Origin of the sequence: Williamsia sp. 1135 (assembly GCF_002095395.1) — a bacterium.
In the GTDB taxonomy this organism is placed as follows: domain Bacteria; phylum Actinomycetota; class Actinomycetes; order Mycobacteriales; family Mycobacteriaceae; genus Williamsia.
On sequence record NZ_MJEI01000082.1, the window covers coordinates 1 to 24756 of the forward strand.

33 protein-coding genes and 1 pseudogene are annotated in these 24756 nt (G+C 65.7%); 21 read left to right on the top strand and 13 right to left on the bottom strand.

The genetic code is table 11. From position 1 onward, the window contains the following. Positions 1-102: pseudogene (locus BFL43_RS29885) on the top strand (anti-anti-sigma factor); the annotation flags it as partial. Positions 103-144: 42 nt separating this feature from the next. Here BFL43_RS29885 and BFL43_RS09150 read toward each other — a convergent pair. Continuing rightward, on the bottom strand, positions 145-489 hold the full coding sequence (locus BFL43_RS09150; RefSeq protein ID WP_084890617.1) for a hypothetical protein: 345 nt from the start codon (positions 487-489) through the stop codon (positions 145-147). A 426-nt stretch (positions 490-915) separates the two neighbouring features. Between BFL43_RS09150 and BFL43_RS09155 the strand changes: the two genes are divergently transcribed. Both BFL43_RS09155 and BFL43_RS09160 read left to right on the top strand, forming a co-directional pair. Further along, complete coding sequence (locus BFL43_RS09155) at positions 916-1209, top strand: DUF4193 domain-containing protein (protein WP_084890619.1); 294 nt, start codon at positions 916-918, stop codon at positions 1207-1209. Between the two features lie 84 nt (positions 1210-1293). Next, positions 1294-1671 carry an Lsr2 family protein gene (locus BFL43_RS09160; RefSeq protein ID WP_084890621.1) on the top strand — a complete coding sequence of 126 codons (378 nt, stop codon included), beginning with the start codon at positions 1294-1296 and terminating at the stop codon, positions 1669-1671. A gap of 172 nt (positions 1672-1843) precedes the next feature. Here BFL43_RS09160 and BFL43_RS09165 read toward each other — a convergent pair whose 3' ends face one another. Next, entirely contained in the window at positions 1844-3091 is a 1248-nt protein-coding gene (locus tag BFL43_RS09165) for a TetR/AcrR family transcriptional regulator (RefSeq protein WP_143695206.1), read from the bottom strand. Positions 3092-3670: 579 nt separating this feature from the next. Between BFL43_RS09165 and BFL43_RS09170 the strand changes: the two genes are divergently transcribed. The 14 genes from BFL43_RS09170 to BFL43_RS09230 all read left to right on the top strand — a co-directional run bounded on the left by BFL43_RS09170 (position 3671) and on the right by BFL43_RS09230 (position 13320). Continuing rightward, on the top strand, positions 3671-3943 hold the full coding sequence (locus tag BFL43_RS09170; RefSeq protein WP_240498155.1) for a LuxR C-terminal-related transcriptional regulator: 273 nt from the start codon (positions 3671-3673) through the stop codon (positions 3941-3943). A gap of 392 nt (positions 3944-4335) precedes the next feature. Continuing rightward, positions 4336-4527 carry a hypothetical protein gene (locus BFL43_RS28525; protein WP_143695207.1) on the top strand — a complete coding sequence of 64 codons (192 nt, stop codon included), beginning with the start codon at positions 4336-4338 and terminating at the stop codon, positions 4525-4527. Then, complete coding sequence (locus BFL43_RS09175; protein WP_084892246.1) at positions 4524-6230, top strand: class I SAM-dependent methyltransferase; 1707 nt, start codon at positions 4524-4526, stop codon at positions 6228-6230. The genes BFL43_RS28525 and BFL43_RS09175 overlap by 4 nt, the downstream gene beginning before the upstream one ends. Then, on the top strand, positions 6231-7121 hold the full coding sequence (locus BFL43_RS09180) for a hypothetical protein (protein ID WP_084892247.1): 891 nt from the start codon (positions 6231-6233) through the stop codon (positions 7119-7121). 505 nt (positions 7122-7626) lie between these two features. Continuing rightward, on the top strand, positions 7627-8295 hold the full coding sequence (locus BFL43_RS09185) for a hypothetical protein (protein ID WP_084892248.1): 669 nt from the start codon (positions 7627-7629) through the stop codon (positions 8293-8295). A gap of 130 nt (positions 8296-8425) precedes the next feature. Continuing rightward, complete coding sequence (locus tag BFL43_RS09190) at positions 8426-8740, top strand: hypothetical protein (protein WP_084892249.1); 315 nt, start codon at positions 8426-8428, stop codon at positions 8738-8740. Between the two features lie 787 nt (positions 8741-9527). Beyond that, positions 9528-9758 carry a hypothetical protein gene (locus BFL43_RS29410; protein WP_240498156.1) on the top strand — a complete coding sequence of 77 codons (231 nt, stop codon included), beginning with the start codon at positions 9528-9530 and terminating at the stop codon, positions 9756-9758. A gap of 422 nt (positions 9759-10180) precedes the next feature. Further along, entirely contained in the window at positions 10181-10765 is a 585-nt protein-coding gene (locus BFL43_RS29415) for an LPD29 domain-containing protein (protein ID WP_084892251.1), read from the top strand. A 46-nt stretch (positions 10766-10811) separates the two neighbouring features. Beyond that, a complete protein-coding gene (locus tag BFL43_RS09205) occupies positions 10812-11318 on the top strand; it encodes a hypothetical protein (RefSeq protein ID WP_143695209.1) in 507 nt (168 codons plus the stop codon). 378 nt (positions 11319-11696) lie between these two features. Next, positions 11697-11933, top strand: coding sequence for a glutaredoxin-like protein NrdH (nrdH, locus tag BFL43_RS09210; RefSeq protein ID WP_084892253.1), 237 nt, complete (start codon positions 11697-11699; stop codon positions 11931-11933). A gap of 14 nt (positions 11934-11947) precedes the next feature. After that, positions 11948-12220: a hypothetical protein gene (locus BFL43_RS09215; protein ID WP_084892254.1), complete on the top strand. Its 273-nt coding sequence runs from the start codon at positions 11948-11950 to the stop codon at positions 12218-12220. Between the two features lie 52 nt (positions 12221-12272). Further along, positions 12273-12884 carry a hypothetical protein gene (locus BFL43_RS09220; protein WP_240498157.1) on the top strand — a complete coding sequence of 204 codons (612 nt, stop codon included), beginning with the start codon at positions 12273-12275 and terminating at the stop codon, positions 12882-12884. Further along, positions 12881-13102 carry a hypothetical protein gene (locus tag BFL43_RS09225; protein ID WP_084892256.1) on the top strand — a complete coding sequence of 74 codons (222 nt, stop codon included), beginning with the start codon at positions 12881-12883 and terminating at the stop codon, positions 13100-13102. Before BFL43_RS09220 ends, BFL43_RS09225 begins: the two co-directional genes overlap by 4 nt. Then, positions 13099-13320 (top strand): antitoxin VbhA family protein, encoded by a 222-nt coding sequence (locus BFL43_RS09230; protein WP_240498158.1) that lies wholly within the window; start codon positions 13099-13101, stop codon positions 13318-13320. The genes BFL43_RS09225 and BFL43_RS09230 overlap by 4 nt, the downstream gene beginning before the upstream one ends. 176 nt (positions 13321-13496) lie before the next feature. Here BFL43_RS09230 and BFL43_RS09235 read toward each other — a convergent pair whose 3' ends face one another. The 8 genes from BFL43_RS09235 to BFL43_RS09270 form a co-directional block, all read right to left on the bottom strand. Beyond that, a complete protein-coding gene (locus BFL43_RS09235; RefSeq protein WP_084892257.1) occupies positions 13497-13790 on the bottom strand; it encodes a hypothetical protein in 294 nt (97 codons plus the stop codon). A 169-nt stretch (positions 13791-13959) separates the two neighbouring features. Then, positions 13960-15141, bottom strand: a complete 1182-nt coding sequence (locus BFL43_RS09240) for a hypothetical protein (RefSeq protein ID WP_084892258.1) — start codon at positions 15139-15141, stop codon at positions 13960-13962. 93 nt (positions 15142-15234) lie between these two features. Further along, complete coding sequence (locus BFL43_RS09245) at positions 15235-16020, bottom strand: hypothetical protein (RefSeq protein WP_143695210.1); 786 nt, start codon at positions 16018-16020, stop codon at positions 15235-15237. Next, positions 16017-16439, bottom strand: a complete 423-nt coding sequence (locus BFL43_RS09250) for a hypothetical protein (RefSeq protein WP_084892260.1) — start codon at positions 16437-16439, stop codon at positions 16017-16019. Before BFL43_RS09250 ends, BFL43_RS09245 begins: the two co-directional genes overlap by 4 nt. Positions 16440-16451: 12 nt before the next feature. Next, a complete protein-coding gene (locus BFL43_RS09255) occupies positions 16452-17120 on the bottom strand; it encodes a hypothetical protein (protein WP_084892261.1) in 669 nt (222 codons plus the stop codon). Next, on the bottom strand, positions 17117-17632 hold the full coding sequence (locus BFL43_RS09260; RefSeq protein WP_084892262.1) for a hypothetical protein: 516 nt from the start codon (positions 17630-17632) through the stop codon (positions 17117-17119). Before BFL43_RS09260 ends, BFL43_RS09255 begins: the two co-directional genes overlap by 4 nt. Positions 17633-17706: 74 nt before the next feature. Continuing rightward, positions 17707-18099: a hypothetical protein gene (locus BFL43_RS09265; RefSeq protein WP_084892263.1), complete on the bottom strand. Its 393-nt coding sequence runs from the start codon at positions 18097-18099 to the stop codon at positions 17707-17709. Further along, positions 18096-18515, bottom strand: coding sequence for a hypothetical protein (locus BFL43_RS09270; protein WP_084892264.1), 420 nt, complete (start codon positions 18513-18515; stop codon positions 18096-18098). Before BFL43_RS09270 ends, BFL43_RS09265 begins: the two co-directional genes overlap by 4 nt. Positions 18516-18930: 415 nt before the next feature. Between BFL43_RS09270 and BFL43_RS09275 the strand changes: the two genes are divergently transcribed. The 4 genes from BFL43_RS09275 (at position 18931) to BFL43_RS09290 (ending at position 22928) form a co-directional block, all read left to right on the top strand. Beyond that, complete coding sequence (locus BFL43_RS09275) at positions 18931-19359, top strand: hypothetical protein (protein WP_143695212.1); 429 nt, start codon at positions 18931-18933, stop codon at positions 19357-19359. Continuing rightward, positions 19356-20957, top strand: a complete 1602-nt coding sequence (locus BFL43_RS09280) for a relaxase/mobilization nuclease domain-containing protein (RefSeq protein WP_084892266.1) — start codon at positions 19356-19358, stop codon at positions 20955-20957. The genes BFL43_RS09275 and BFL43_RS09280 overlap by 4 nt, the downstream gene beginning before the upstream one ends. Then, positions 20954-22333 (top strand): hypothetical protein, encoded by a 1380-nt coding sequence (locus BFL43_RS09285; RefSeq protein WP_084892267.1) that lies wholly within the window; start codon positions 20954-20956, stop codon positions 22331-22333. The genes BFL43_RS09280 and BFL43_RS09285 overlap by 4 nt, the downstream gene beginning before the upstream one ends. Positions 22334-22430: 97 nt before the next feature. Beyond that, entirely contained in the window at positions 22431-22928 is a 498-nt protein-coding gene (locus BFL43_RS09290) for a hypothetical protein (protein ID WP_084892268.1), read from the top strand. A gap of 66 nt (positions 22929-22994) precedes the next feature. Here the strand turns inward: BFL43_RS09290 and BFL43_RS09295 are convergent, their stop codons facing one another. The 3 genes from BFL43_RS09295 to BFL43_RS09305 form a co-directional block, all read right to left on the bottom strand. Then, a complete protein-coding gene (locus tag BFL43_RS09295; protein WP_084892269.1) occupies positions 22995-23291 on the bottom strand; it encodes a hypothetical protein in 297 nt (98 codons plus the stop codon). 25 nt (positions 23292-23316) lie between these two features. Continuing rightward, complete coding sequence (locus BFL43_RS09300; protein ID WP_084892270.1) at positions 23317-23700, bottom strand: lytic transglycosylase domain-containing protein; 384 nt, start codon at positions 23698-23700, stop codon at positions 23317-23319. Positions 23701-24036: 336 nt separating this feature from the next. After that, positions 24037-24723: a hypothetical protein gene (locus BFL43_RS09305; protein ID WP_143695213.1), complete on the bottom strand. Its 687-nt coding sequence runs from the start codon at positions 24721-24723 to the stop codon at positions 24037-24039. Positions 24724-24756 lie beyond the last annotated feature (33 nt).

A 24756-nucleotide genomic window follows, 5' to 3' on the forward strand; every position in this document is an offset into this window, starting at 1 on the left:
GCAGACGGTCCCGCCACGTCCCGGCCCCTCACACTCGTCGGCCTGGACCGCGTCTTCCCGATCTACCCCACCCTGGCCGGCGGCCTCTCGGCGTTGACCTGAACGGATCGCTTCCACACCGAACTGGCCGCCGCGCATTAACGATTACCGACCTGACCGGGACAGGACGTCCGCAACGGTGAACTCTGCGGACGCAGCGATCAGCAGGTCGATGGCGCGGCGCTCGTTGGCTCGCTGCTGGCGTAGCGCAGCGTTTTTGGCGGCGCGGTCCGCCTCGGCGGCGGGGTCGCTTAAGGCCACCAGTGTTTCGTGGGTGGTGATCCAGCGTCGCACCGTCGCTTCGGACACTCCCAGCATCGCGCCCACGTAACGGCGGGCACCAACCTGCGAGCCGCCGCGGGCGGCCAGCCGAGCGGTGTACATGCCGATCGCTCGTTCCCGAGTGGACTGGTCCGAGTACCTGCGCATCGCCACATTCTGCTCGATCATTGCTCGCCGGTGCTCGCGTGCGCCGGTACCGATGAAGCCCGGCCGACGATAGGTCGGGTGACAGAAACGCGGCGAACGGCGTCCACCATGTGTCGTCTCGACACTGTTCGTAGAGCCGCGGGTGAGGTCGTGGGCATCGGTCTTTGCCCCCGAGCGCGGCCGGGGAGGCCTTCGGTCGACATCGAATGACGCCGAGGAACGCCGCAGCGGGGCGATCTGGGGGTTCCCCGCCGCACCATGGCCATCTCCTCGAGACCTTCTCAGCGTTACCGAACCTCCGGTGCCGCAGTAGCCTCGCCCGAGAGGCCGACCACCAGAGTCTGCGACACACGGCGGAGGGCAGGTGGGTACTTGAGGTTTATGCGTGTGGGGGTGGCGCTACAGTCGACGAGTTAAAACCCGCAGACCACGAGGTAGAGAGAACGCATGGCCACCGATTACGACGCGCCCCGCTCAGTTCCCGACGCCCCCGAGGCCGACTCGCTCGAGGACCTCACTTCCCGGCGCGCAGAGGCCGCCATCGTTGACGACCAGGGCGAGGAAGACGCTGACTCGTTCGAGCTGCCCGGTGCAGATCTGTCCGGTGAAGAACTCACCGTCCGGGTCATTCCTAAAAGGAACGACGAGTTCACCTGCACTAGTTGCTTTCTCGTACAGCACCGCAGCCAACTCGCCCGCCAGCAGGGCCACGAGCTGCTGTGCCGCGACTGCGCGGACTAACCATCGCCGCGCCTGCAGGAGTAGAAACCTGCTCCCGCAGCAGGTCGAATTCAAACAATCGAGGCCTTGTTACAGTCAGTACTCATGGTGCAACTAATCTCCATGGCGTACACAGACGACCTCGACGGCGCCACTCTAGAACCTGACGACGTCCGTTCGATCGAGTGGTCGTGGCTCGGCGTCACCTACGAATTGGACACCAGCGCAGCCCATCTCGACGCCATCGAGAACGGAGAAGTTTCTGTCGCCCGGCTGCTGCAGGCATCGACCCGCACCGGCGGGCGCCGCAAACGTTTCCCTGCCGCCGAACGCGGTACGGCGCCCGAACCTAAGCCTGCCGCGCCCAGCGGGCAGGAACGGAACCGCGCCATTCGTGAATGGGCCCTGGCCGAGGGGTACGAAGTCAGTCCCCGCGGCCGTATCTCCGCCGACCTCGCTGCCGCCTACGACGACGCACACTGACCGCTGCGGCCCGGCTTCACTGTCTAGGCGATGGCTCACTGCCTCTATGACCGACCGGCGCCCCGTCCTAGGCCGATGTGGGCCCGATCCTGATCCTGCAATTAGTAGAGGACTGGGCCGCGCCGACGACGCGGGGGCGCTGTCGGTCAGCCGGCTTCTGCCGCTGCATTGATCACATAACTGACTGGTGAACAACGATGCCGAGGAGGAAGATTCGGTTCACTGCGGCAGCGACCTGCTCGGCGGTCTCGTCCCGTTTGCTCAGGCACCGGAACATGATGTTGTTGGTGAACATGACCGCCATGTCGATCGGCGGCACATCAGCGGTGAACACCCCCCGGGTCTGTCCATCTTCGATGACGCCGACGATGAGCCCGGGAAAGAACAGTTCATCGCGGATACGGGTGGCGTTGACCTGCGATTGGGCGCCATGCAGGCTCAAGACCAATGCCATCGGCTCGACCAGGCGGCGGTGTTCGATGAGCAACTCGCTGAGCCGTAGACCAAAGCGCTCCACAATGACGGTGGGGGTGCGTCCGATGCGCCGGTCGGCGTCGATGCGTTTGCTCACGGCATCGAGAATGGGTGACAGACCAGCGACGATGACATCGACGTTGGTGGGGAATAATCGGCGCAGCGTGGGCAGGTCGATCCCGGCGCGATGGGCGATGTGTGCCTGCCGGGTCGCGAAATACCCCCGCTGGGCGAACTCGATGGCTGCAGCGTCGATCACAGCCTGCTCAGGATCGTCCGGCCACACATCCACACCCACGTCGTCGCCGTCGTCGTCGTCAGGGGGCGGCTCCATCAGGGACACCACCGCGTCGTCGATGTGGTCATGGCGTTCGTCGAAGTCGACCACTGCCGACAACAACGCCACTGCGCTGTCCCCCAGCAAACTGTCCGGTACCGAGGCCGGGTCATACTGCGCGCGTAGAACCAATCCTTCCGCCAGCGCGGTCAGCGCGACCGCGACCGCCTCCATCGTGAACGGCTGACGCAGGCTCAACCCGCCGAGCCGGGTGAATGCCGCGGACTGCGCGGCAACCACAGCGGCGGTAATCACGTCGTACTGATCGTGCACCGCGCGTGCCGGCGGGCCGTCTGGCGCTGCGAAGGCAGTGATCCGCAATCGCAACGGGGTGCTTGTCTCCCGGCGCAGGTGAGCATCAGCCTGCCCGGCCAAGTCCCGAATCCACTCCCGTGGGTCACCGTCGGCGCTCGCGAAAGTCTGCTCGAACAGGTCGGTGATCGCGCTATCGGGCGGCGGGGACCCGCCTGGAACGATGGAATGAAGCAATTCCTCGACGAATTGAGCTTTTCCGCCCGCTGCCCGGCTCCCCCGGGGATAGGCATTGTGGAAAGTTTGCGTCGATACTCCCGCCGCCGCAGCGACCTGTTCGATCCGTAGACCGCTCATCAACAACTCCGCGTCGCCGCTGGCAATCAACGCACGACCAGCAGCTAGCAAGCGGCTGCGTGAACTGTCAGATCGCTCCGACCCCGATGTCACCTTCGACCCCACCCTCTATGCGCTGTGACTTGATGACAAAGTCAAACACGCCGATAGATCACGTGCACGGTGGGGCAGCCCCACGCGCCCGGCCCTTGCGGGACGATCCTGCTCACCACCTGCAACAACATCGTGTGCGACACAGGCGCCTCACCGGCGCACCACCGCGGGGTCTTTACGTGCAAAGATTCGCCGCCTGCTATTTGCGGTCAGAGTCAAAGCAGGCTGGATACCAACAGTCATCGTTAGTCCGTTAGCTAGAGCAACATTCATTACCTGCGCAACCGGCCGCGTGCTCCACTATTCGCGGCCTCCAGTGTCGAGAGGCGGGGTCGGCACGAGAACGGATCGTTACTTATGACAGCTGTGAATGATCACGCGGTGACCGAGACGGCCGCAGTACATATCCCGCCCGTGCGCCCGGCTACAGGGCACCGCGGCCGCAGAATGGCCACAAGTACTCATTCCGGCGGACCTTTCGCTTCCGTGCCGCAGGCGGAAAGAGTTACCCACCGCGGCACTGCCACCACGACCGCCCCCAAGCTGTCCGACCGCGAAGTGCAGGTGCTGCGGGCCTGGCTGCTATCGGACTCCAAACGTGAAGCGGCAGCTCGACTATTCATTACAGAGGCAACCGTCAGTACGCACCTGACAAGAATCAAAGCCAAATACGCAGCCCTAGGACGACCCGCCAGAACCAAAGTCGCCCTATTCGTGCGGGCTGTACAAGACGGGCACACCACATTCGACGAACACTGACACCACAAGCAGCGGTCCTGCGGACTCCGACAAAGCTCGACGAGAGACGAGGACCAGTCGTTTGGGAAGCTCCCGATCGCGCGCAAATTACATCGGTGCAATGGCCAAGAAGAACCTCACGGGCGTAATTCACCCGATCAGACGACGCGCGCTCCTGAGTGCTGGACAGGGTGGCCCGCGCCTGGTTGAGCGTGCCATCAGGTGGGCACCAATGCTGGCAGGGTTGAGGCCGCTGCCGCATCAGCTATCGACAACCTAGGCGCCCAACGAGACCAGCGCCGATACGTCGGTGATGGCGGCGTGGGCGTAATTCGCGCCGGACCTTGCGCTCTGCCTCGCCGGTCTAGCGCGCCTCGCGGGCGGTGTCGGAGAAAGCTGATACAACTTTTGGCGTGGCATCTTCATCTAGCGGTACCCAGGACAGGCGCCGGCATTGGCGCGGTGAACGCAAGGCCGTGCTGGTACGTGTCCCGGTCGCCCTTGCTGACCAGCTGGCGCACGAGGCAGCGACGCGCGGTACGTCTGTGAGTGATTGTGCCGCAGCAATTCTTTCCAGCGCTCTCGGTGAAGACTCGGCGGCATGACGAGCTCACCGTTCGGCGGCGACCCCGTTGACACACAACTCCTACGCAAAGCCCGCGGCGCGTTCTTCACACCACCGGCGTTGGCCGACTTCGTCTCGCGCTGGGCAATTCAGACACCTACGGACCGGATCCTCGAGCCCTCGTGCGGCGAGGCGGCATTCTTACTGTCAGCGGCCGGTCGCCTCGACCAGCTGCACGCCCCCAAGCAGCACCACCAGCTCGAGGGCATCGAGATCCACGCTCCCAGCGCCCGGTCGGCGACCAAACTAGTCGCAGCGACAGGACGGCCAGCGACCATCGGTGTGTCCGATTTTTTCGAAGTGCCCAGCGAACGTCGCTTTGATGCCGTGATCGGCAACCCGCCCTACATCAGGTACCAGGACCACTCCGGACACGCCCGCGCGAGCAGCAGGCAAGCCGCTCTACGCGGAGGCGTCGGCTTGACCGCGCTGGCCTCGACCTGGGCCGCAGCGACCGTCCATGCCGCTGAGTTCCTGCGCCCCGGTGGCCGGCTCGGGCTAGTGGTCCCCGCCGAACTGCTGACCGTCAACTACGCCGCCGATGTTCGCCGCTACCTGATGGAACGATTCGGTCGCGTCCGCCTCATCATGTTCACCGAGCGAGTGTTTCCCAGCGTCCAAGAAGAAGTGGTGCTGCTTCTCGCCGAGGACGCACTGGCCTCCGGCGGCACCGACCACTGCGAACTGCATCAAGTGCGCTCGGTAGCCGACCTGAGCGACGAGCTCAACGACACAGACACCGACACCCGGCACCGATGGTGGCCCACAGACAGCCGCGCCAAATGGACTCCGGCACTGCTGTCGACCGAGGCTCTTGCCGCCTACACTCCCCTGACCAGCAGTGACGGATTCACCACCCTGCAGCAGTGGGGTGACACCACCTTAGGGGCGGTCACCGGCCGCAATGATTTCTTCGCCCTATCTCCAGTGCAGGTGAAACAGCTACGTCTGCGCGAGTCCGAGGTCGTTCGCCTCTCACCGCCCGGGAGTCGGCACCTGCGTGGTCTGTCGCTAACCACTACCGGCCTCAATGACCTCGGTGCGGCCGGCGCACGCACCCTTCTGTTCCGTCCCGGCCCTGACCGCAAGAGCATGTCGCCGGGGGCTCGGCGGTACATCGCCGAAGGCGAGGACCTCGGCGTCGACCAGGCCTACAAGTGCCGGGTGCGCTCCCCCTGGTGGCACGTGCCCATCAGCCCGCCCGCTGATCTGTTGTTGACGTATATGAACGCCGACACCCCACGCATCACCACCAACGCCGCCGCCGCGGTCCACCTCAACAGCGTCCACGGGATCTACCTACAGAACGATCACCGCACCCTGGGATCGTCGGTGCTACCGATCGCCAGTCTCAACACGGCGACCCTGCTGGGCGCCGAACTAGTGGGGCGTGCCTATGGCGGTGGGATGCTCAAAATTGAACCGCGAGAAGCAGATCAACTCCCCGTCCCTTCCCCCCTGCTCGTCGAGCATCTCAAACCAGAGCTGCAGAAGATCAGGCCGGCGGTACGCGAAGCGTTGCGGCGCGGGGACCTTCTGGGTGCGGTCCGCATCGTCGATCAACTCATCTTGCGTGAGCATCTCGACCTCACCGACGATCAGCACACCGAACTGGTCGCTGCGCACGCGTTGATGTCCGCTCGCCGCCTCGCCCGCAGCGCTAACCCAAGCAAGCCCACATAGATGGCCCGCAGCGACTCGTTCAGCCAATACGACCACCTGCTGCCCGCCGAGGTCGACGACCCCTGGGTCCACAGCAACGGGCAGCCACCGGCCTACCGTCCCGACTACGACCTGCTCGGCCGACTGCTCACCATCCCCGTCGCGGCTGGTGCGGCATCGGAAAGCGGCAAGTTCGCCAACGGAATCGACGCGTGGATCGCGCAAGAATTGCGACGAGCAGGCTTCGGACCCGACGAGGTCTGGCCACGCTCGACCCGGCCCCGCGTCCTGCCCCGCGACATCACCATTCTGTTGGAAAAAGTGCCTACCGCGCTGCGCGACGAACTCGCAGAACGGCTGCTGACCATGGCAGCCGTCGCGCCGGTAGACGCCCGAGTCCTCGGCCAAGCGTATGCAAAACAGGTCGACGTAGTCATCGCCCGGTGGGACCGCGGCCCCGAGCTCCTCATTTCCACCAAAGCGCAACAGTCCAGCTTCGGCAAAAACCTCCCCAACCGATTTGAAGAGTCCTACGGCGACGCCAGCAACCTACGCGGACGCTACCCGCTGGCAGCCGTAGGCTACTTCTTTGTCCAACGCGCCACCATCATTCAGACCGAACCTGACGCGTTTGAACGCAGCATCGACATGATCCGCAAACTTCGCCATCGCGGCGACGCCAACGGATACACCGCTACCGCTCTCCTACTCGTCGACTGGGATGCAGACAGCCACACACCAGTAGTCACCGCAGATCCCGGCCTCGTCCCAGAGGACGTCCAGCCCAGCCAGTTCTTCACCACCATGATCGACCACCTTCTCTCGGTGACACCGATCTCCTACCACGTCAAAGTCCGCGAACTCCGAGAGCGCCGAAACATCCCCGTGGCCGAAAACAACGACACCTTCTAGCGAGTGGGGATTCTGGCCACCATCAGATGAACCACCGAAGTGGAGCTGCCGCGACACCAGGCCCTACCGCGACCTAGCGCAGCTCCCGCACAATCGCCTCCCAGCGTCGACGACCTGGAGCCACACACCACCGAACAAGGCCGGCCACACACCAGGTGGCCGGCCTTCTTCATGTCCGCTGCGCGGTCACCTACATGGAAGCGCCTACGGCGCACAGTATTACCGACCTAGCGGTCTCATTCCCTCATAGGCCGATTCTTTCTACAGCCGGGCCTGCGGACCAAGAGACTCCACCAAATAAGTGGCACGCGCTACCCGTCGCTGGCGCTCCGGTCCGCTTATTTCGCGCCACTTTTTTGTCTCCACTTCTTGGTCCTTCACCCCGTCTGCGAATGCGGCCAGTTATGAGGAAATGAGGTGCTTCTGGTCACCAACGACCAGCGCCTCACCTCACCCAGGCCGCCGGACACCCGGTCCGCGACCAGTGAGACCAGGAGAGCCCGACATGGCCAAAGGCAAAGCACGCGAACTGAACAAAGAAGAACGCCGGATCACCGGCAGCCGCCCCGAACACGCACGTACCCCGCTACCGCTGAGCACCAACGGCGTCATCACCAAAGTCGCCATCACGTGCTGTGGATCTCAAGACCACCGGATCAAAGCAGTCGCACCCGGCACCGGATCTGCCATGCTCCAAGTCGACTTCCACAGCGTGAGCATGCAATTCATCAGCGCCAAACAAGTCCAATTCGTACTCGGTCTGTTTGGCATCGCCCGCCAGGCCCGCATGGGAATGGCCGAAGTTCACCGGATGCCCGGAGTCATGGCAGGAGCCCGGCCCGACGTCCAAACCACGATGACCTGGACCCGCAACCCCATGGGGTCAGCATCACGCGAACAGTTCGCCCACCCCGTCACCGGCAAAGTCTGGCCCTTCGTGACCCTCACCATCCCCCCGCTGTCGTTCTCCCTGCTCGACACGACCGCCATCGACACCATGATCGATGCGATGCACAAGGCCCACAAACTGGCCATCGCTACCTTCGAGGACGGACCACGATTCTCCCGTAACCCCCTGGCCCCCAGCTGGCGACCACCCGCCGAACAGAGCTACCGCATCACCGGCACCGGCTGGATCGCCAACGGACCACTACCCGAAAACGACCGCACCTAGACGGTTATCCCCAGGCCCGACTGTTATCCACAGAACGGGCCTGGGGACCGGGGAATGCCGCGCGGCCCTGGGGGCCGCGCGGCATCCTTGTCGGTAGCGAACCACTCACCAAACCGACAAGGAACACCAAATGATCTGCTGGAGCATCACCGCCCACACCAACACCTTCGCCGACAACGGCATCCTCGACGCTGGCGTTGAAACCACCTACAACGACGCCCACCACGCCGCCGGCGACGCGGCGCTCGCTGCGCTCGACCACATCGCCGGCCAAGAGCCCGACGCCATCGTGTTCCTCTGCATCAGCATTGACGACAACCCCCTGCTCCTCGCCGCAGCTGGCCACGACGAACACGGCACCGTCGACCACGCCTCACTCACTGCCGCCGCCGCGCACGTCCGCGACACTGGTCAGGCATACGCACCCGCACCTACGCCGTGGTGACTGACCCCACCCGTAACCTGTCGATGACCCGGACTCCCTCCACGAGCCCACTGATGAGCGAATGGCACACATGAGCGCGAACGCACGGCCCGCTGACACCCTCTACCACTACACAACCGCAGACGGCCTGCTCGGAATCATCGACAAACCCAAGTTCAACACCACAATCACCGCCAACCCCGCCAAGGTGTTCGCTCGCGCTCTGAGCCTGCGAGCCTCCGATGTGCGATCCTCAACGACAGCGCCGAGCTCCGATACGGCGCCAACGTCATCGCACGACACATCGACGCCGCGATTTCAGGCATTACTAACCCCAGATTCGCAGCCCTGCTGAGGGGCCTCGCCGCCAACCTCCGCACCGCAAACCCGCTCACCAACAATGCTGCACCCGGTATGCGCCTCTACGCTGCCTGCTTCTGCAGCAACGGCGACCTACTGAGCCAATGGCGTGGATACGGACACAACGGCGGCGGATACTCGATCGGCATCCCCCGGGACGTCCTCGAAAGCCACACCTGGTCAGTTCGCGAAGGCAACATGCCGCCACTCAACAGTGACTGGCAGCAAGCCCGCTTGCAGCAAGTCTTCTACGGAGACGACGCCGCCGACCAGATCGCACAAGGCGTCGTCAAAGACCTGGTTCTACGCCACGGGCTCGTCACATCAGGACCCATCGTCGATGACGACAGCGAATGGGCAACCATCATCGTCTCCCAGGCCCTCGCGACGCTCAAAGACGGCGGATTCGGTGAAGAAGACGAAACACGGCTCATCCTCACCGGTGACAGTGACGAACGCCCCCCAATTTCGCAGCGGGGCAACCGGACTCATCCCCTACCGCGACCTCATCGTCAACCTCAGGAACGACGACAACTACACACCCCACACCATCACCAGCCTCATCGTCGGTCCCGGACCCAACCAAGACCTTCGCGTCGAGGCCGCACAACGACTACTCACCGTCAACGGTCACGACCCCACCATCGTCACCCCCTCGAAAACGCCCTACAAAGGCTGAGCTACCGCGACACCACGCCCTACCGCGACCAAAGCAGCTCCCGCACAATCGGCTACCAGCGTCGACCGGCTGGAGCCACACACGACCGAACAGGCCGGCCGCCACACCAGGTGGCCGGCCTTTCGTATGTCCGCTGCGCGGTCACCTACATCGAAGCGCCTGCGGCGCGCAGTAGCTCCTCCCCAAAAAAGGGGAGGTTCTCATTCCCTGATAGGCCGATTCTTTCCACATCCGAACCTGCGGACCAAGAGACTCCACCACCAAAGTCCCACGCGCTGCGCTTATTTCGCGAGACTTTCCTGTCTCCGCTTCTTGGTCGCTCCGGCCCGTCTGCGAATGCGGCCAGTTATCAGGAAATGAGGGGCCTCCGGTCACGGTCGACCGGGCCAGGTCCCCGCCATCGGCAGAGGGAGACACCACAGATGACCAGCTACAGCACCAAAGAAACCGCCTCCGAACTGCGTAAGCACCTGCGCCGAGTGTGGCCCGAGGTGAAGTTTTCGGTGCGCTGCAACCGGGGCACCGCCTCGGCCTGGATCGGTGTCGCCTGGACCGACGGACCGACCTACACCCAGGCCCGCGCCCAGTGGTCACAGTTCCAGGGTGCGCAGTTCAACGGCATGACCGACAGCTACGACCACATCGACCCGAAACTGGTCTGCACCAACCCCGCTGAGCTGCCCGAGACCCGCGACTACCACTGCGACGGCATCAACGGAGCTCGCGGATTCTCCGACGAGGTGGTCCAGGCGACCGCCTCCCAGATGGTCACCGAGAACCCCGAGATGGCCGCAGCGTTCGCCGTCGAAGACATCGATCCGAACACCCTGACCGCCAACACGCTGCACCGATCGGCGGCCATGCTCACCATCACCGGCGACCGGTGGATGACCTACCTCGGCGAACCACTCACCGGCGACATCTACGACCTGGGCACCGCCATCACCGCCGCGCTCAACCTGACCGACTACACCACCACCGGGCAACCGGCCCGCGTCGAGCGCTGAGCCCGGCACCTAACCACTCCAACACGCCACCCGAGAGGAAATGATGATGAGTGCATATCTCGTCGACCCCGAACATATTCACGTCCTGGTGCGCGCCGGCTTGCCCGGCCGCCTGGGAATGATCAGCTGGCCCACCGACGATGACGCCATCCCCACCCCATCCAACGGGCTGATCGACGTCGGCCAGAGCCGGGTGCGCGCTCTACGGCCGGAATCGGCCAGCGCCGTCGGGCAGCTGCTCCTGGACGCCAACGCCGCGAGCGTGATCACCCGCTACCGCGAAGACGAGACCTACATCTACGACTACCAGCGCCCCGGCCGCGTGTTCGAGCCGATCGAGATCCTCAAAGCAATCGACGGCTACGACTACCAGAGCTGCGAGGCCCCCGACTGGGCAACCAGCGAGGCCTTCCACTACTGGTACCACCTGCGCATCACCCAGATCCGGCGCATCGCCGGGTACAGCGACGCCGACACTTGGGAAATCACGCCCACCACAGGGACTCTCGTGGATCAGCGGAGGAAGGAGGCGCGAGCGCGCCGGACGCAGTAGTGGGTGCGGTGTCGGGCCACGTGCGACACCACGCGCAGCCCGGCCCAACCAACCCCCTCGGCTGGGCGCAACTGGTGGCGTTGCCTGAACCGCCGGAGCATCTCGAACAGCCGAACCGCCAGCGTCAAGTGCTTCTGGCACCAAAACCCCACGCGCTGCGCTCATCGTGGGACTTTCCTACCGCCACCACTGGACCCGGCCAACCCGACCACGAGAGCGGCGGATTACCAGGAAATGACACCCCTCTCACTATCACTGAATCGTCCAACAAGTGACCCAATAGTTACCCAAAACCGTTGCAGCACAACAATTAATCGAATACAATGGACCTATTGATACCGACACAACAGTCGCACAAAACCAGCGGAGGCCATCAGCATGACTGACACCACGATCACCGTCTACACCAAGCCCGCGTGCGTGCAGTGCAACGCCACCTACAAGGCACTGGACAAGGCGGGCCTGGACTACCGCGTCGTCGACATCGCTGAAGACTCCGCAGCCCGCGATTACGTGATGAGCCTGGGCTACCTTCAAGCCCCGGTTGTCGTTGCGGGAGAACGTCATTGGAGTGGGTTTCGGCCCGATAACATCAAAAGCCTTCTGGCTGCGTGAAGAGAGGATCAACGATGACTACCAGGACCCCGAGCAGCTATGCCGACCGAGCCGCACACTTTCGCAGTAGTGCCAATCAAGCCCGAGCTGCCGGCGACCTCGAGGTGGCCGCCCGCCTCGACGACTTCGCTCAGCGAGCAGAGCAGGCACACCAGGCGCGGCCCTGGGTCCGGGCTGAGGACGTGCGCTACGACGTCGACGACTGCTGCACCGAATGCTGCGAGCACTTCAGTGACCCACATCAACCGGACTGCCTCTACGCGGACCTGTCCTATGCCACCGCCTGAGCACGATCCCACACCACCCACACCACCCGCACCCGCCGACCAGGAGGAACCGATGACCATCACCGCCAGTGACATGGACACCAACACCCCTGCCGTTGACGACCAGCTGGGTGAAGCGGGTCTCTCGTTCGAGGAGTTCCCGGGCGGACTGGGAGCCGACCTCGACACCGAAAGCACCGTCACCACTGGCGTCGAAGCCGCTTTTCTCACCGCACTGATGTGGGCGCCGGCACCCATGGCCCGCGAAGTCCGCCAGATCATGGCCACCGGCGATCGGTGGGATCCGTTCTGGAGCGGCATGCACCGTGAGATCTTCCTGGCGATCTGCGCAGTCCTCGACGGTGGAGCACCCCCGAACCCGACACTGGTACAGGCCCACCTGTTCGAGACCGGACGGCTGCAGAAAGTTGAAGGTCACTTGCTGGCGATCATCTCCCCGTCCCGGGGCCCGATGGTCGGGGGCGCGGACCTGCCGCATCTGGCCGCCAAAGTCGTCGACCAGTGGTACCGCCGCGGCTACGCCGGCCTGCTGGCCCGGATGTCGCAGATCCGCGAGAGTGTCAGCGTCGAAGAACTCGCCGGGCACTGGGAAAACCTCACCGGACACCAGCAACGCGCCGAAGAACTCTGGCTCACCAAACGCGACCAGCTGGCCAAGCTATGACCGCCTTGCGGCGCTCGTCGACGTCGACCGGTGGCCCCGTCCTTCGGGCCGAAGACTTGCACCGTATGGCCTGGCATATGCACCACGACGAACACATGAGTTGGGAACAGATCGCTACAGAGCTCGAAGAACCGTTAGCTGCGGTGGAGCGGATGGCGGCCGCCTACGAGCAGGTCACCGACGTCGCGGCCGCCCACGCCCAACACACCTTGTTTTGACCGTAGAGCTTATCCAGATAACCCGAGGAGTGATCACGATGGCCGCGGCGACGACCCGTACCGAAGAGCAGCTTCTTGCCGCGGTCGCCGCTGGGCACGAGATGGCCGGCATGCCGCTGACCGAGGCTGACGAAGCCGCTGTGCGGCGCGTGGTCCGGGGCGAGACGACCGGCGACGATGAGGTTGCCCGTCTGCTGGCGGCGATTCGTTCCCGCTAGATGCCACCGAGCAGCGGTGAGGCGTTCCGGGCACAAGCGGCTGCCGGGCCCTTATCGAACGGCAGCGACCAACCGCCCGCGGGACGTGGGCATACGCGGGCACCATTTCGATCGTTGCGGCCGGGGTCGGTGAGCTCGCAACGTGATCGGCGCGCGACCGGGACGCCAAGAGCTGATTACCAGCGGCGGGTCGGGCGCGGGCCTGCGGTGCTTTTGGCCGTGCCGGCGAACCCGAACAGCAGCACGACCGGAATGAAGCACAGCCCCAACGCTGTTGCCAGGAGGGCTCTGGTGATGATCGGGGCGGCGGAGACCGGTGGCATCCAGATCATTGGCCGGCGCGGATCAGCGGGCCGAATCCATTGACCTTTGCGGGGCGGGTTTTTCACCCACCCGACCGCGAGGACGAGCAGTCCGGTTACAGCGCCGATCGCGAACCAGCCGATGATCAAAATCCATGCGGGATCCATGACACCTACCCCCTTTCCGTCACCTCGTGTGTGAGGTGTTTGTTACCACAGAGCTGTGACACGTGTTGCTGTGGTTGCGCGGACACGTCTGTTCCCCCGGCCCTGGTGTGGGCCGGGGGAGCAGGCGAATTCGAGCAACCATCGTGTCGATGTGCGAGTCGCTTTTCGGTTAGGCCGCTGGCGCTGGTTGGGTCTGTGGATAGGTGATGTGCAGGCCGTCGACCGCGGCAGTGAGTCCGTCGCTGGCCTGTTTGGTTACCGACGCCGCGGCGTCTTTCGCGGGCTGCGCCCATTGGTCCAGGACCTCGTACGGTGCTGCGGCCTGCTCGGCGGTCCAGCCACCCGAGATCGGCGGGATGCCGGCGATGTTCGTCGAGAAGTTCACATCGCCATCGGTGTTGACGGTGTAGTCGACCGCTGGGAGTCCGGCATCGGATGCTGTGGGTGCGTCGAGGACCAGTTCGTACTGGTTGGCTTCCGGATTTGGAAGCGGAGCGGGGGCCGGGGCGGGCGCAGGTGGCTTTTCCCATGGCGCGCCGGGGTTGGCGTTGGGGTCGCCGGCTCCCAGGGCATAGCCCAGGGCTGCGCCGATGATTGCGCCGGTTGTCCCGCCGGCGACGGCGGCGATAGCGCCGGCTCCGCCGGCGACGGCGGCTCCTGCGCCGAGGCCGATCAGTGCGCCGGTGCCGATGTTGAACGGCTGCGGCGGGACGAACGAACCGACCGTGGCTCCGATCGCGGCACCGGCGGGCAGGGTGAACAGCCCGACAGCGATGGTGACCGGTACCCCGGCCGCGGTTGCGCCAGCAACACCGCCGATTACTCCACCGAGCACGGCGGCGGCCGCCCTGCGGTCGGCTTCCTCATCGGAGAACCCGACCGATCGGAATCCTTGGGCGATCTTCGCTTCGGCGTAGGCCGAGTACTCGTTGATCGAGATGGCGTAGTCGCGGGGAATCTCGCCGGGCCGGTCGGTGACGAAGTTGCCGACCCGGATCTTCGCCGCCGGATCCTCGACGATCTTCGGTGCGACCGGGGCGGTCGGGACCGGCGCGTGGATTGGGCCCGAGGGTGCCGGGTCATAGGTTCCGGCCGGCGGGCCGGACGGCTCCTCCCAGATCACCGGAGCCACTTCCTGCGGCGGCGAGGGCAGCACACCTTGGGGATAGTCCGGGACTGGTTCAGGTTCGGGCGCGGGAGCCGGGGGTTCGGGCACGTTGGTCACGCCGCCCTGTCCGGGGTCGGGGGTGGGTTCTTCGGTGGTGACTCCCCCTTGTTCAGGTTCGTCGGCGAAAGCTGGGCCGGCGAATGCTGGGCTCATCGCCATGACAGCGATGATGCTGGCGGCCATGACTTTTCCGCGTGCATGTCGGTCAGATGCGCGGCGGTTCGGTGGGGTGTGCAGTGACATTGTGTGCTTCCTTTTTCGGTGGGTGTCGGCGGTTTAGGAGGTGGTGTCGGGGTCTTTGACGATGGAATTGATGAAGGTGCGACCGTTTGCGTCGATGGTCTGGATGAGTTGGTGGTAGGTGATGGGCTCACCTCCTCGTGGGAGTAGCTCGGTGAGTTCGACTGCCCAGAGGCCGTTGCCACGGTCAGTGATCTTCACGCAGTGAAGGGTGTCGGGGTCGAGTCGGTCGATGAAGGCCTGCATCTGGTCGGCCCGGTTGGGTTTGCCGAGCGGGGCCACGAGTTCTCTTGCTGCGGTTCCGGATCGCGTCACGTAGTAGGCGTATTCGAAGGCCTTGATGACCTCGGCACCGCCGACGTTCCCACCCGGATCGCGGCCGGTGGTGACCGGCCCGTCGGTGGTGTCGGGGCAGTCGGCGTTCGATGGCGCTGTGGCGGTCGGGGGCAGCGCGGCCGCCGGTGTTTGTCCCGTTGAGGATGTGCTGTCGCTGGCGCCGTTGAGCAGCACTGCGCCGATCGCCCCGATGACCAGGACCACGAGGACCAGGGCGCTGGCGATGATGTAGCCCCGCATGTTCCTTCGGTGGCCGGGCCGGGCCGGGGGCGGTGGTGTCGAGAGGGGGAACTCAGTGTGCGGGTGCGGCTGGTCTGCTGACGGCGGTCCTGAGGGTTCACCCGCGGGGTCGTACCCGTCAGTGGGGATGGCGTTGATGACGGTGGTGTCGTCGTCGTAGGGGCTGAGTGCGGGCGCTGGTGGGGCGTCGGGCTGAACGTTCCAGGGTTCGGCTGAGGCAGCCGGGATGGGTTTGTTTCGCCTCATCGTGGAGTCCTTTGCGTCGTGGGATCGCGGTCAGGGGTGGCGGCGGCTTTGGTGGACATCGCGGTCGATATCCAGTCCGAGAGGTGGGTGGCGCTGTCGCGTTCGGTCCACCAGGCGTTGCGGGTGTCAGCCCAGATGTGCGGTTGGCAGGTGAATGCCCGGCGGGTGCGCGACGGTGCATCGGTGGGGGCACTCTCGCGGCGGCCCGGAGGGATGCGGGCGGGGGCGGTCGCTAGTTCGCCGTATTGCTGTCGTGTCGTGGCGATGGCTTCGGCGAGGGCAGCTTCGAGCCATTCGGTCCAGGCTGGGTAGGTGTTGAGGTCGCTCATCCAGGCCTTTTTGGCGGCGTCCCAGGTTTCCTGTGTGCACGAAAAGCTGTGCCGTTCTCGGGTCCAGGGCGTGTTCTGATCGTCGGTCATGGGGTGCTCTCCTCAGTACGGGCGCGGTGCGCGGGTAGCTGTGAGTCTTCCGGTTGTGGCGATCAGAGCGACTGCTACCCAGCCCAGGACGAGACGGATGATCAGTGGGCCCAGCGTTGATTGCCACGGGCGGGCGGCGCTGAGGACGTCGAGCAGCCCCGACGCCACAAGCACGGCCACGACGGCCAGTGCGCCGAGGGTGAGAAAGAAAATGTGCGGAGCTGGCGTGGTTTTGATGAGCACGACCAGCAGCACCGCTGCGGCAAGAACAGCGGCAACACTGCCTGCGACGGTGGCCGCGGTCTGGGTCGTCGGTACCGGCGCGATCGAGTTCTGGGCCCAATAGGTCGGCGAGATGTTGTTGTAGATGCTGGCCAGTGCCACCGCGCACAGCAGGTACGCCAGCAGACCGATGACGACCGCGCTCGCGACTACTCCCCCGGCGAACATCGACAGATGCACACCGAGATCCACTGGGCGCCGCCGCGTGTCTTTCGGGTCGTCTGCGTCGATGAAGGAGCGCTCCGGCTCGGGCGGTTGCGGCGCGACCTCATAGGCCCGGGTGGTGTTGTCGGGGGTGCCGCGCTGGTATCCGGTGTACGGGTCGAGATGCGGAGTGCGGGTGTAGGGGTCCTGGTTGTAGCCGTAGAACCGGTCGTCGCGCTCGTGAGGGCTGCTCATTGGAGGTGCCTGTGGGTGTTGCTGCGGTTTTGTGCGACGCGGTCTTGGCGCGCCAGATGGGCCGGCCGTTGCGCTGAGACGGCTGTCTGGGTGGGGCTGCTTGCCTGATCTTCCTTCGGGCCGGGCGACAAGGGACCGGCCGCGCGATTCGCGGGATCTAGTCCCTTGAGTTGGCGGTTCTCTTGTCGTGCGGCAGCGACATTCGCGGAGACTGTGGACTCGACGTGTCCGTTGAACTCGTGCTGAAAGCGATGGAAGTGTTCGATGGTGGACTGGTGCGCTGAGGAGCCTTGGTGTGGATGGAACGGTTCTTCGCCCATCGGATACGGCGGCATCGAGTTGCGGTCGGCGAACCATTGGGTCACTTCGGGTGAGCCCGGTCCGTGTTTGCTGAGCAGTTTCCAGCCGTCTGTCAGTTCGCTCAGCCCGAACTGTTCGTCGTGCTGTCCGTAGGTGGCTATCTCCGTGATGGCGGTCTTGAACCACTGGTACACGTTGTCTTGAGGTTCCACGTGGGACAGCTCAAACTCTGCCTGTCGCAGCTTGTTCGATGTTGCTGATTGCTCTTGCTGGGGACTGCTCATGTCTATATCTGCCTCGCTTTCGTGTTCTCGCTCGTCTGGTTTGTGCGTCTGATGTGACCCGGCTGGGCTGGGGTTGCGGCGGAGGACGGGGCCGCGGCACGCGGCTGTCCGGTGCCGGCATCGAGCGGCCCTGCCGCCCGAGTCGCAGGACTCTGGTCGCGTCCCGGGGCTTGCATAGCGCGGGCGTCGGCGTGGTAGTACCCGGCGTATTCGCGGTGTCGGTCGGTCGCGGCCGGGTCGAGAAGCACGGTGTTGGCCAGGCTTTCGGCGTGGTGGGCGGCTGAGCGTTCACGTTCGGAACCGGGTTCGGCGGCGACGGCCTCATGGATGGACTGTCGGGCCTCTTCGAGGATCGCGCCGACGCCGTCAGAGGGTGCGCGGTCTGCGCTGCTCATGCGCTGACCGCGTCAGGTGCTGGTGGCTGCGATGACTGTGTCCCGAGGTCGTCGCTGGGGCCGGCGGTGGTGGGCACGTCAGCCTTCGGGGTAGTTTCGGCATCGGAGATTTGTTTGCGCCGGCCGCGTGCGGCGACGAGAGCTCCTTCGGGTTTAAGGCCGATCTCGGAGAGGATAGATGCCTTGGCCCCGTGCGTCTTTGCCAGTTCGTAGGCATCGAAGACCGCGTCCTCGTCCTCGGTCTGCCGCCTCGCGAGGGCCCGTTCCTGCGCGGTGCGATCGGCCTTATTGCTTTCGTAGGTGGCGACGGCGGCGGCCAGGTCTGCGATCTTTTGTTCGGTGTCGGACGGAATGATTTGCTGGCGATAGGCGTCGAGCACGCTGCTCGATGTCGCCTTGCTCTTGCTGGTGGCCACTGCTGCCCCTTCCGGTTTTTTGGTGAAAAGTTGCCGAACCTCCCGGCGATGTATCTAATGTATCTAATGTTTCTAATTCCGCAAGGGAGGCCGACATGGGCGTGGTGACCGAAGGCATGACCCTGGTCCTGAGCTTCTCTAGAGCGGGACACTGTCGTTGGGAGGACGACTGCGAAAATGGCAGTGCGCGTGGATGTTTTTGGTCTGAGTCACTGAGAGTGGCAGCGGGACAGAAAAAGTGCCAAATGCGGGAGCAAGATATTCCAAAACCCAATGGTTTTGGCTTGCGCCTGCGGCGAGCGCCCGCCAGGGTGGGCGGTGTGAGGTCGGCCGGCGGCGGTGGGCCGGTCGAGCAGTTGGCGGTCGCGGGCGGAGACGCGACCGACGGAAATGACGGGGGCAGCAGGTGCGGGCAGTGAGCAGGGGCGGGTACCGCGCCCACACCTCGGGGCAGCCGCGCAGGCCGCGTCAGGTGTGGTTGTCGGAGGAGGAGCGGGCCGTGATCGAGCGGGCCGCGGCGCAGATGGAGTTGACGCCGATGGCGTTCGTCGCTGCCGCCGGCGTGCGGGCAGCGAAGGCCGCCACCGGCAGCGAGACGGCCGTGACCGAGAAGGGTTCGGCGGCGGTGCCGCTCGATGTGGCCCAGGCCCGGGAGTTGCTCGATGAGGTCCGGCGGTTGCGCCGATTGATGGGCAATGTGGCCGGCAACCTCAACGATGTGGCCCGGCACGCGAACTCCACCGGGCAGCTCGCGCCCGAAACCGCGGCGGTCCTGGACTTCGTGCGCCGCACCAATGAGCGCACCGATGCCGAACTCATGGGGTTGTTGCGGAGGCTGCGGTGATCGACAAGATCGGGCGCGGCTGGGACGCACCCGGTCTCATCTCGTACCTGATGGGGCCGGGCCGGAGCAATGAGCACACCCGCCCTACGGTGATCGCGTCGTGGCAGTCCGACCCGGGCGCGCTGCAACCGGCACAGATCGGCCCCGACGACTTTGACTTCGACCCGGCGGGCATGGCCGCGTTGCGGGCGCATGTGCAGGCCCCGGCCGACGCGGCGGGTCTGCCCCGTCGCCAGCCCGCCGAGGGCGAGCCGGGGTTCACCAAACACGGCTATGTGTGGCACTGCTCGATCGCTCTGCCCGCTGGCGATGGAGCGCTCAGCCATGAGCAGTGGGGCCAGATTGCCGCCGACGTGATGGACCGCACCGGCATAGCCCCGGCCACTGATCCCGGGGGGTGCCGGTGGGTCGCCGTGCATCACGGCAGCAGCGCGCAGGGCAACGACCACATTCACATCGCGGCCACCCTGGTTCGTCAGGACACCGGCACACGGTTCTACCCCAAGAACGACTTTCACGTGGTCCGATCAGTGGCGCGGGACTGGGAGCAGCGGCTGGGTCTGACTGAAACCGAACAAGACGATCGCAGCGCCGACCGGGCGGCCACGCGCGGCGAGCAGGAGAAGACCACCCGCCAGCGCGCCGCGGGCCGGTTGCGTGATCGCCCGCGCACCGACACGGCCGAGACGATCCGCGGGCAGCTGCGACAAACGGTCGCCGAAACGGCCGCCACCGCAGGATCACCCGATGAGTTCCTGGCCGGTCTGCGCGCTCACGGGATGCTGGTCCATCTGCGCCGCGACGGCGCCGGAGCGGTCAGCGGGTACGCGGTAGCCGATCCCGAGTTCACGACCAAGGCAGGCAAGCCGGTGTTCTACGGCGGCGGCAAACTCGCGTCGGATCTGTCGTGGCCGAAGATCACCGCAGGCCTTGCCCGCCACGGCGGCCCGCTGCCCGAGCGGCCGGCAGAAAAGATCACCTGGGATCTGACCTCGCAGAAACTCCGCGAGGCCGCCGGTGCCGTCGTCCTCGCCCGAAGCGAGCTGCGCTCCACAGGAGATGATCGAGTCCGCGGCGACATCGCCGTGGCCGGACAACGGCTGCTGGTCGCCTACTCACGGGTCACCGACGGCACGCACCCCGAACCGGGACGGCCCCGCACCGCAGCGGTGTGGCACGGGCACCGCTCCGCCCGCGCCGCCCGCGCCGCCCAGCCGCGCAGCCCGCAGACCGGACCGGCGGCAGCAGCCGCTGATGCCCTCAACGACGCCGCCCGTCACCTACTGGCGTTGCGGATGGTCGCCGAACGCGGCCCGTCCCGGAGCGCCAGTATCGAACTCGCCGTCGCCCTGGCCGGGCTCATGCTCGAAATCGCTGCGTGGCACGAACACCGCCACCAACCACACGCCGCCAGCGCCGCCCGCTCTAGCGCGAACCACGTCCGCGCCGGCGCACCGCAAGCACTCACTCCCACCGCGCCGGCCACTGCCCCGCGCACCGATACTGCTCCGCGCGCACCGGCACTTGCCCCGCGCCCAGGCCTGCCCCAGCACCGGGGCCGATCCCCGCAGCCCCCACCGAAAGGACCGACACGATGACCGCACCCGAGAGCGACGTCCCTACCCTGTCGCTGCCCCGTAGCGAACTGCTGGCCTACGCGATGGCCGCCCGCATGGTCTCCGGCGCTCTGCGCGCCCGCCGCGAAGCCAACGGCCGCGCCGCGTGGGCCGACGACGAGCACGGGGCGCGAATGGAGCTGGCCGCCGATGCCGCTGCGATCGACCTACTCACCCCGGCGCAAGCCGAGCAGTGGAACCGAATCGTCGCGGACGGAGACGCGGTGTCAGTCCGCCACGACCCCGCAGGGATGGTCGTCTCCCACGCCGACCTCCCCGACGGATCACAGGTCGTTCAAGGCGTCCTTGGTGACCGCGTGGTCACCGTCGCCGCCGGCAGCCAGCAGACCGGGCAGCAGGTGCAGGACTGGCTCGCAGACTCCCCCACCCACGACCGGCTCACCGATCTACGGTCGGTGGCCACAGACATCGCGGACGACCGGGCGGCCACCCTGACCCCGGACGCCGAGTCCAAGGTGCGAGTCGATGACGATCTGCTCACCGGGGCAGTGCCGGAGGTCGACCCGGAGCCAGAGCAGTTGCAGACGTTGGCTGAGCGGCTCGACGGGCGCATACCGGCGCGGGTGTTCGACGACCCGCGGTGGGGTCTGGCGGAGAAACGATTCGCCGAATACACCACAGCCGGTGCCGATCCCGATGTGCTCGCTGACGCGGTGGCCGGGCTGAGCTTCGACGCGAAAGTCCGCACCCCGGCCGGACTGGCCGCGTGGCAACTGCACCGGACGATGAAAGGGATGACAGAGCCCGCGACCGAAGACCAGGCCCGCCGCGAAGCCGCCGTCGAATGGCTGGCCACCGAAGCCGGCACCGGCCCGGACGACCGTGCGCGGGCTGCCCGACTCATCGGACAGTTCGATGACGCTTTCGACGCGCAGCTGGCCGACAAATACCCCGGGCTGCTCAACGCCGCCGACGCCCAGTTCCACGATCACAACGGGCGCAGCGCCTCCGAACACGACCTCGCCGCCGAGCACGAGCAGACAGCAGAACGCGCCGACGACGAGCACCTGGCCGTCATCTCCGCCCCCGCCGACACCAGCGACGAGCACCTCACCGCCTCCCCCGAGGAACCGGAGCTCGCAGACGACCGCGACAGTGACTACGGCATGGCCGTCGACCACGAGCACACCGCGGCCGACGAACAGCAGCACGCCCAGCACGCCGAATCCGATCGCAGCGAACTCGCCGCAGGGCCTGTGCAAGCTGCCGCCGCTCCCCTGGCGACGACCGGCCCCGCCGCAACGCAGGGCCAGTCACGCGGAAAGCGGGTAGCTGCCGCTCGCCCGGCACGCACCCAACAGAAGACCCAGACCCGCGTACGCCCCCGCACAGGATGACGTCGACGACACGCTGTCCCCGCGTCATGCATCACCGCGTGGTTCCCCGAAAGCACACCCCTCTGACACACCGACCCCAAGACAGGAGACACCGAACATGAACGCCATCAACATCAACCACGACGCCGGACCGGACTGGCGGTACATCCCGTCACCGCTGCCGTGGCAAGGTGCGATCGGGGTTGCCGCGTCGGGGATCGTGGCCGCTGCGCTGGCTCACTACACCGCCCACGCCGCCCGCAGCGGCGACGGCGCGTTCGCTGCCATGATGGGCAGGCTCCATGACGTGATCACCGGCTTCTGGGCGTTCGTCACCGGCCCAGCGGTACTGACCCTGCTGGCGCTGGCCGGTGCGGCCGGAGTCGTGGCCGTCCACCTTGTCTGCGCCCGCCGCTATGGCCTCGCGCCCGCGTCACCTAAGCAGTATCGAGAAGCGATCAGCGCCGCCGCGCTGTCAGCGGCCGGCGTCTTCGCGGCTGGGTATCACTACACCGCAATCGAATCCAAACTGACAGCACCGTCCAGCTTCGCTGAGATGGGGGCGGTGGTGTGCCTGGCCATTACAGGGGGCGCGGTCATCGCGCTCCGGCGGTAAAAATAGCCCACACTGGCCACCACGTCTTCACGACGCGGCGACGGGCGGGCCTCCCGTGAACCGAATCTAGTCTGACGCCCGTTGTGTGCGGGCAGCGTCGACGAGCCCGAAGCTCTGGGGATCAGAGATGAGACGGTTCACGGTGTATCCAAGGGTGGCCGGCCCGGAATCACCTCTGGCCGTCAGGACGATGGCCGCACGGTTCCCTGCGGGTTCGATCACGACTTCGAGATCTACCCCGTCGTCGAGTTGAGCTGTCAGATGTGAGGTCCACTGTGGCGCGGTCCGCGTGTCTCCGGGGAGCTCGACGTAGACCGCGGCAATCACCGGCTCATCGGAGTTCGGGTGGCTCGTGGTCGGCATGGCTACTGCTACGCGTGGCATCGGTTTAGCGCGCGGGAGCGGTGGTGAACATCGAGCGCACGTCCTTGCGAACGGTAGGGTCATCGACTCGCGCCAGTCCGCCTCGGTATGCCGCCGCGATCGATACCGGATCGGTCCGGTGGCCGGCGGACCGCAGGTTGGTGACCGTCATGCAGTCCAGTCGTACGAGGGCACCGATGGCGTCTGCGATGTCGAAGGGTGAGGCGATGCCGTTGCCGTCGTCGTCGGCGCCGTAGACAGCGAACATCGAGGGGAGCAGTTGGGCGGGGCCTTCGGCACCGCTCGGGGAGATCGCATCGGTGCGCCATCGGGATTCAGCCCACACCTGCGTCGCGATGAACTCGGGGGTGACTTCGGTGTGCGCGCATTGCAACGGGCCAGTGGCCACGGCGTGCTGGTACGCGGAAGGAACATCTACCGGGGTGCTGTGGGCTGGACCTGAGCCGCTGACCACGAGGGCGGCAGCTAGTGCGCATGTTGTAAGTGTGCTCGTGACTGAGACTTTCATGTGGTGCCCATCTCCTCGGTTCGAGTTTCGGTTCTGTGGGTGTGGGTGTGGCCGGAGTGCGCGCCGCTGGGGAGGGACGCGTTTCCGGCCACACCCGCGCCGCCGGTCAGCGAAGAGTCTGGGAGTGTGCTGACCAACGACGAGTTTGGTGATGCCTGCCGCTGCGAGTGCTGCTTCGCTGGGTCAGGCCGAGCGCCCGGTGGCCGTTGCTGTCGGTCAGCACACCGTCCACCAGGTGTCGCCGCACGGGTTGGACCGGACCTGTCCGGTCCAACCCGTGCGATGAAGTATGTGTGTGCACTGCGCGGCTATGTCGTCGGGTACTGACACCCCGTCCTGGTCGGAGTGCACTGAGAGGACGGTGGGTTCGACTTCGATGCGGCCGTCGCCGCGGCACCACAATTCGATGCTCAACGTCGCCCACGGGGCGCTGGAGTGCAGCACCTCGAAGGCTCTGACGAACGCTTCGAGCGAGACGGTGGTGTCGGCGGCGACCAGAAGGTCGGGGCGGGCGGCGACCAACGCTGCCCAGTCGATCACGGCCCACGTGCAGCCGTAGCCCCGCTGGAGCTGATGGACTTGTCCGTTGCACTGCTCGAAGAGCAGATCCCAGGCAGGGGCGTGCAGGTCTTGATATGCCCGAAAGTGGGCAATGTCGGCGGCGCACGCGGTGCACTGGGGGCTGGTGTGCCGGATCTCGAGCAACTGCGTGGACTTGTGGGGCAGGTACACCACCTCGTAGCCGAGGCTGGCGTAGTCGTCGTCGAGCACCGACACCGAGTAGCTGTCGTCGTAGAGCGAGCGCACGGCGTCACCGGCACTGAAATGCCCTGGCAGGTGCCAGGGCCCGTCCGGATGAAAGGCCCTGCTGCGGTAGTCCGGCGCGGTATCGGAAGAGTTCATCGCCCGTCTCTCCTTCTGTGTCAGCTGGTTTCA

What these genes read in the sequence shown, in the direction of transcription:
- BFL43_RS09215 (WP_084892254.1), top strand. Translation starts at nt 11,948, where the DNA reads ATGACTACCAGGACCCCGAGCAGCTATGCCGACCGAGCCGCACACTTT.
- BFL43_RS09235 (WP_084892257.1), bottom strand. Translation starts at nt 13,790, where the DNA reads ATGGATCCCGCATGGATTTTGATCATCGGCTGGTTCGCGATCGGCGCT.
- BFL43_RS09165 (WP_143695206.1), bottom strand. Translation starts at nt 3,091, where the DNA reads ATGAGCGGTCTACGGATCGAACAGGTCGCTGCGGCGGCGGGAGTATCG.
- BFL43_RS09240 (WP_084892258.1), bottom strand. Translation starts at nt 15,141, where the DNA reads ATGGCCGCCAGCATCATCGCTGTCATGGCGATGAGCCCAGCATTCGCC.
- BFL43_RS09245 (WP_143695210.1), bottom strand. Translation starts at nt 16,020, where the DNA reads ATGAGGCGAAACAAACCCATCCCGGCTGCCTCAGCCGAACCCTGGAAC.
- BFL43_RS09190 (WP_084892249.1), top strand. Translation starts at nt 8,426, where the DNA reads ATGATCTGCTGGAGCATCACCGCCCACACCAACACCTTCGCCGACAAC.
- BFL43_RS09185 (WP_084892248.1), top strand. Translation starts at nt 7,627, where the DNA reads ATGGCCAAAGGCAAAGCACGCGAACTGAACAAAGAAGAACGCCGGATC.
- BFL43_RS09285 (WP_084892267.1), top strand. Translation starts at nt 20,954, where the DNA reads ATGACCGCACCCGAGAGCGACGTCCCTACCCTGTCGCTGCCCCGTAGC.
- BFL43_RS29415 (WP_084892251.1), top strand. Translation starts at nt 10,181, where the DNA reads ATGACCAGCTACAGCACCAAAGAAACCGCCTCCGAACTGCGTAAGCAC.
- BFL43_RS09265 (WP_084892263.1), bottom strand. Translation starts at nt 18,099, where the DNA reads ATGAGCAGCGCAGACCGCGCACCCTCTGACGGCGTCGGCGCGATCCTC.
- BFL43_RS09150 (WP_084890617.1), bottom strand. Translation starts at nt 489, where the DNA reads ATGATCGAGCAGAATGTGGCGATGCGCAGGTACTCGGACCAGTCCACT.
- BFL43_RS09255 (WP_084892261.1), bottom strand. Translation starts at nt 17,120, where the DNA reads ATGAGCAGCCCTCACGAGCGCGACGACCGGTTCTACGGCTACAACCAG.
- nrdH (WP_084892253.1), top strand. Translation starts at nt 11,697, where the DNA reads ATGACTGACACCACGATCACCGTCTACACCAAGCCCGCGTGCGTGCAG.
- BFL43_RS09205 (WP_143695209.1), top strand. Translation starts at nt 10,812, where the DNA reads ATGAGTGCATATCTCGTCGACCCCGAACATATTCACGTCCTGGTGCGC.
- BFL43_RS09295 (WP_084892269.1), bottom strand. Translation starts at nt 23,291, where the DNA reads ATGCCGACCACGAGCCACCCGAACTCCGATGAGCCGGTGATTGCCGCG.
- BFL43_RS09155 (WP_084890619.1), top strand. Translation starts at nt 916, where the DNA reads ATGGCCACCGATTACGACGCGCCCCGCTCAGTTCCCGACGCCCCCGAG.
- BFL43_RS09180 (WP_084892247.1), top strand. Translation starts at nt 6,231, where the DNA reads ATGGCCCGCAGCGACTCGTTCAGCCAATACGACCACCTGCTGCCCGCC.
- BFL43_RS09175 (WP_084892246.1), top strand. Translation starts at nt 4,524, where the DNA reads ATGACGAGCTCACCGTTCGGCGGCGACCCCGTTGACACACAACTCCTA.
- BFL43_RS09225 (WP_084892256.1), top strand. Translation starts at nt 12,881, where the DNA reads ATGACCGCCTTGCGGCGCTCGTCGACGTCGACCGGTGGCCCCGTCCTT.
- BFL43_RS09290 (WP_084892268.1), top strand. Translation starts at nt 22,431, where the DNA reads ATGAACGCCATCAACATCAACCACGACGCCGGACCGGACTGGCGGTAC.
- BFL43_RS09305 (WP_143695213.1), bottom strand. Translation starts at nt 24,723, where the DNA reads ATGAACTCTTCCGATACCGCGCCGGACTACCGCAGCAGGGCCTTTCAT.
- BFL43_RS09250 (WP_084892260.1), bottom strand. Translation starts at nt 16,439, where the DNA reads ATGACCGACGATCAGAACACGCCCTGGACCCGAGAACGGCACAGCTTT.
- BFL43_RS09160 (WP_084890621.1), top strand. Translation starts at nt 1,294, where the DNA reads ATGGTGCAACTAATCTCCATGGCGTACACAGACGACCTCGACGGCGCC.
- BFL43_RS09220 (WP_240498157.1), top strand. Translation starts at nt 12,273, where the DNA reads ATGACCATCACCGCCAGTGACATGGACACCAACACCCCTGCCGTTGAC.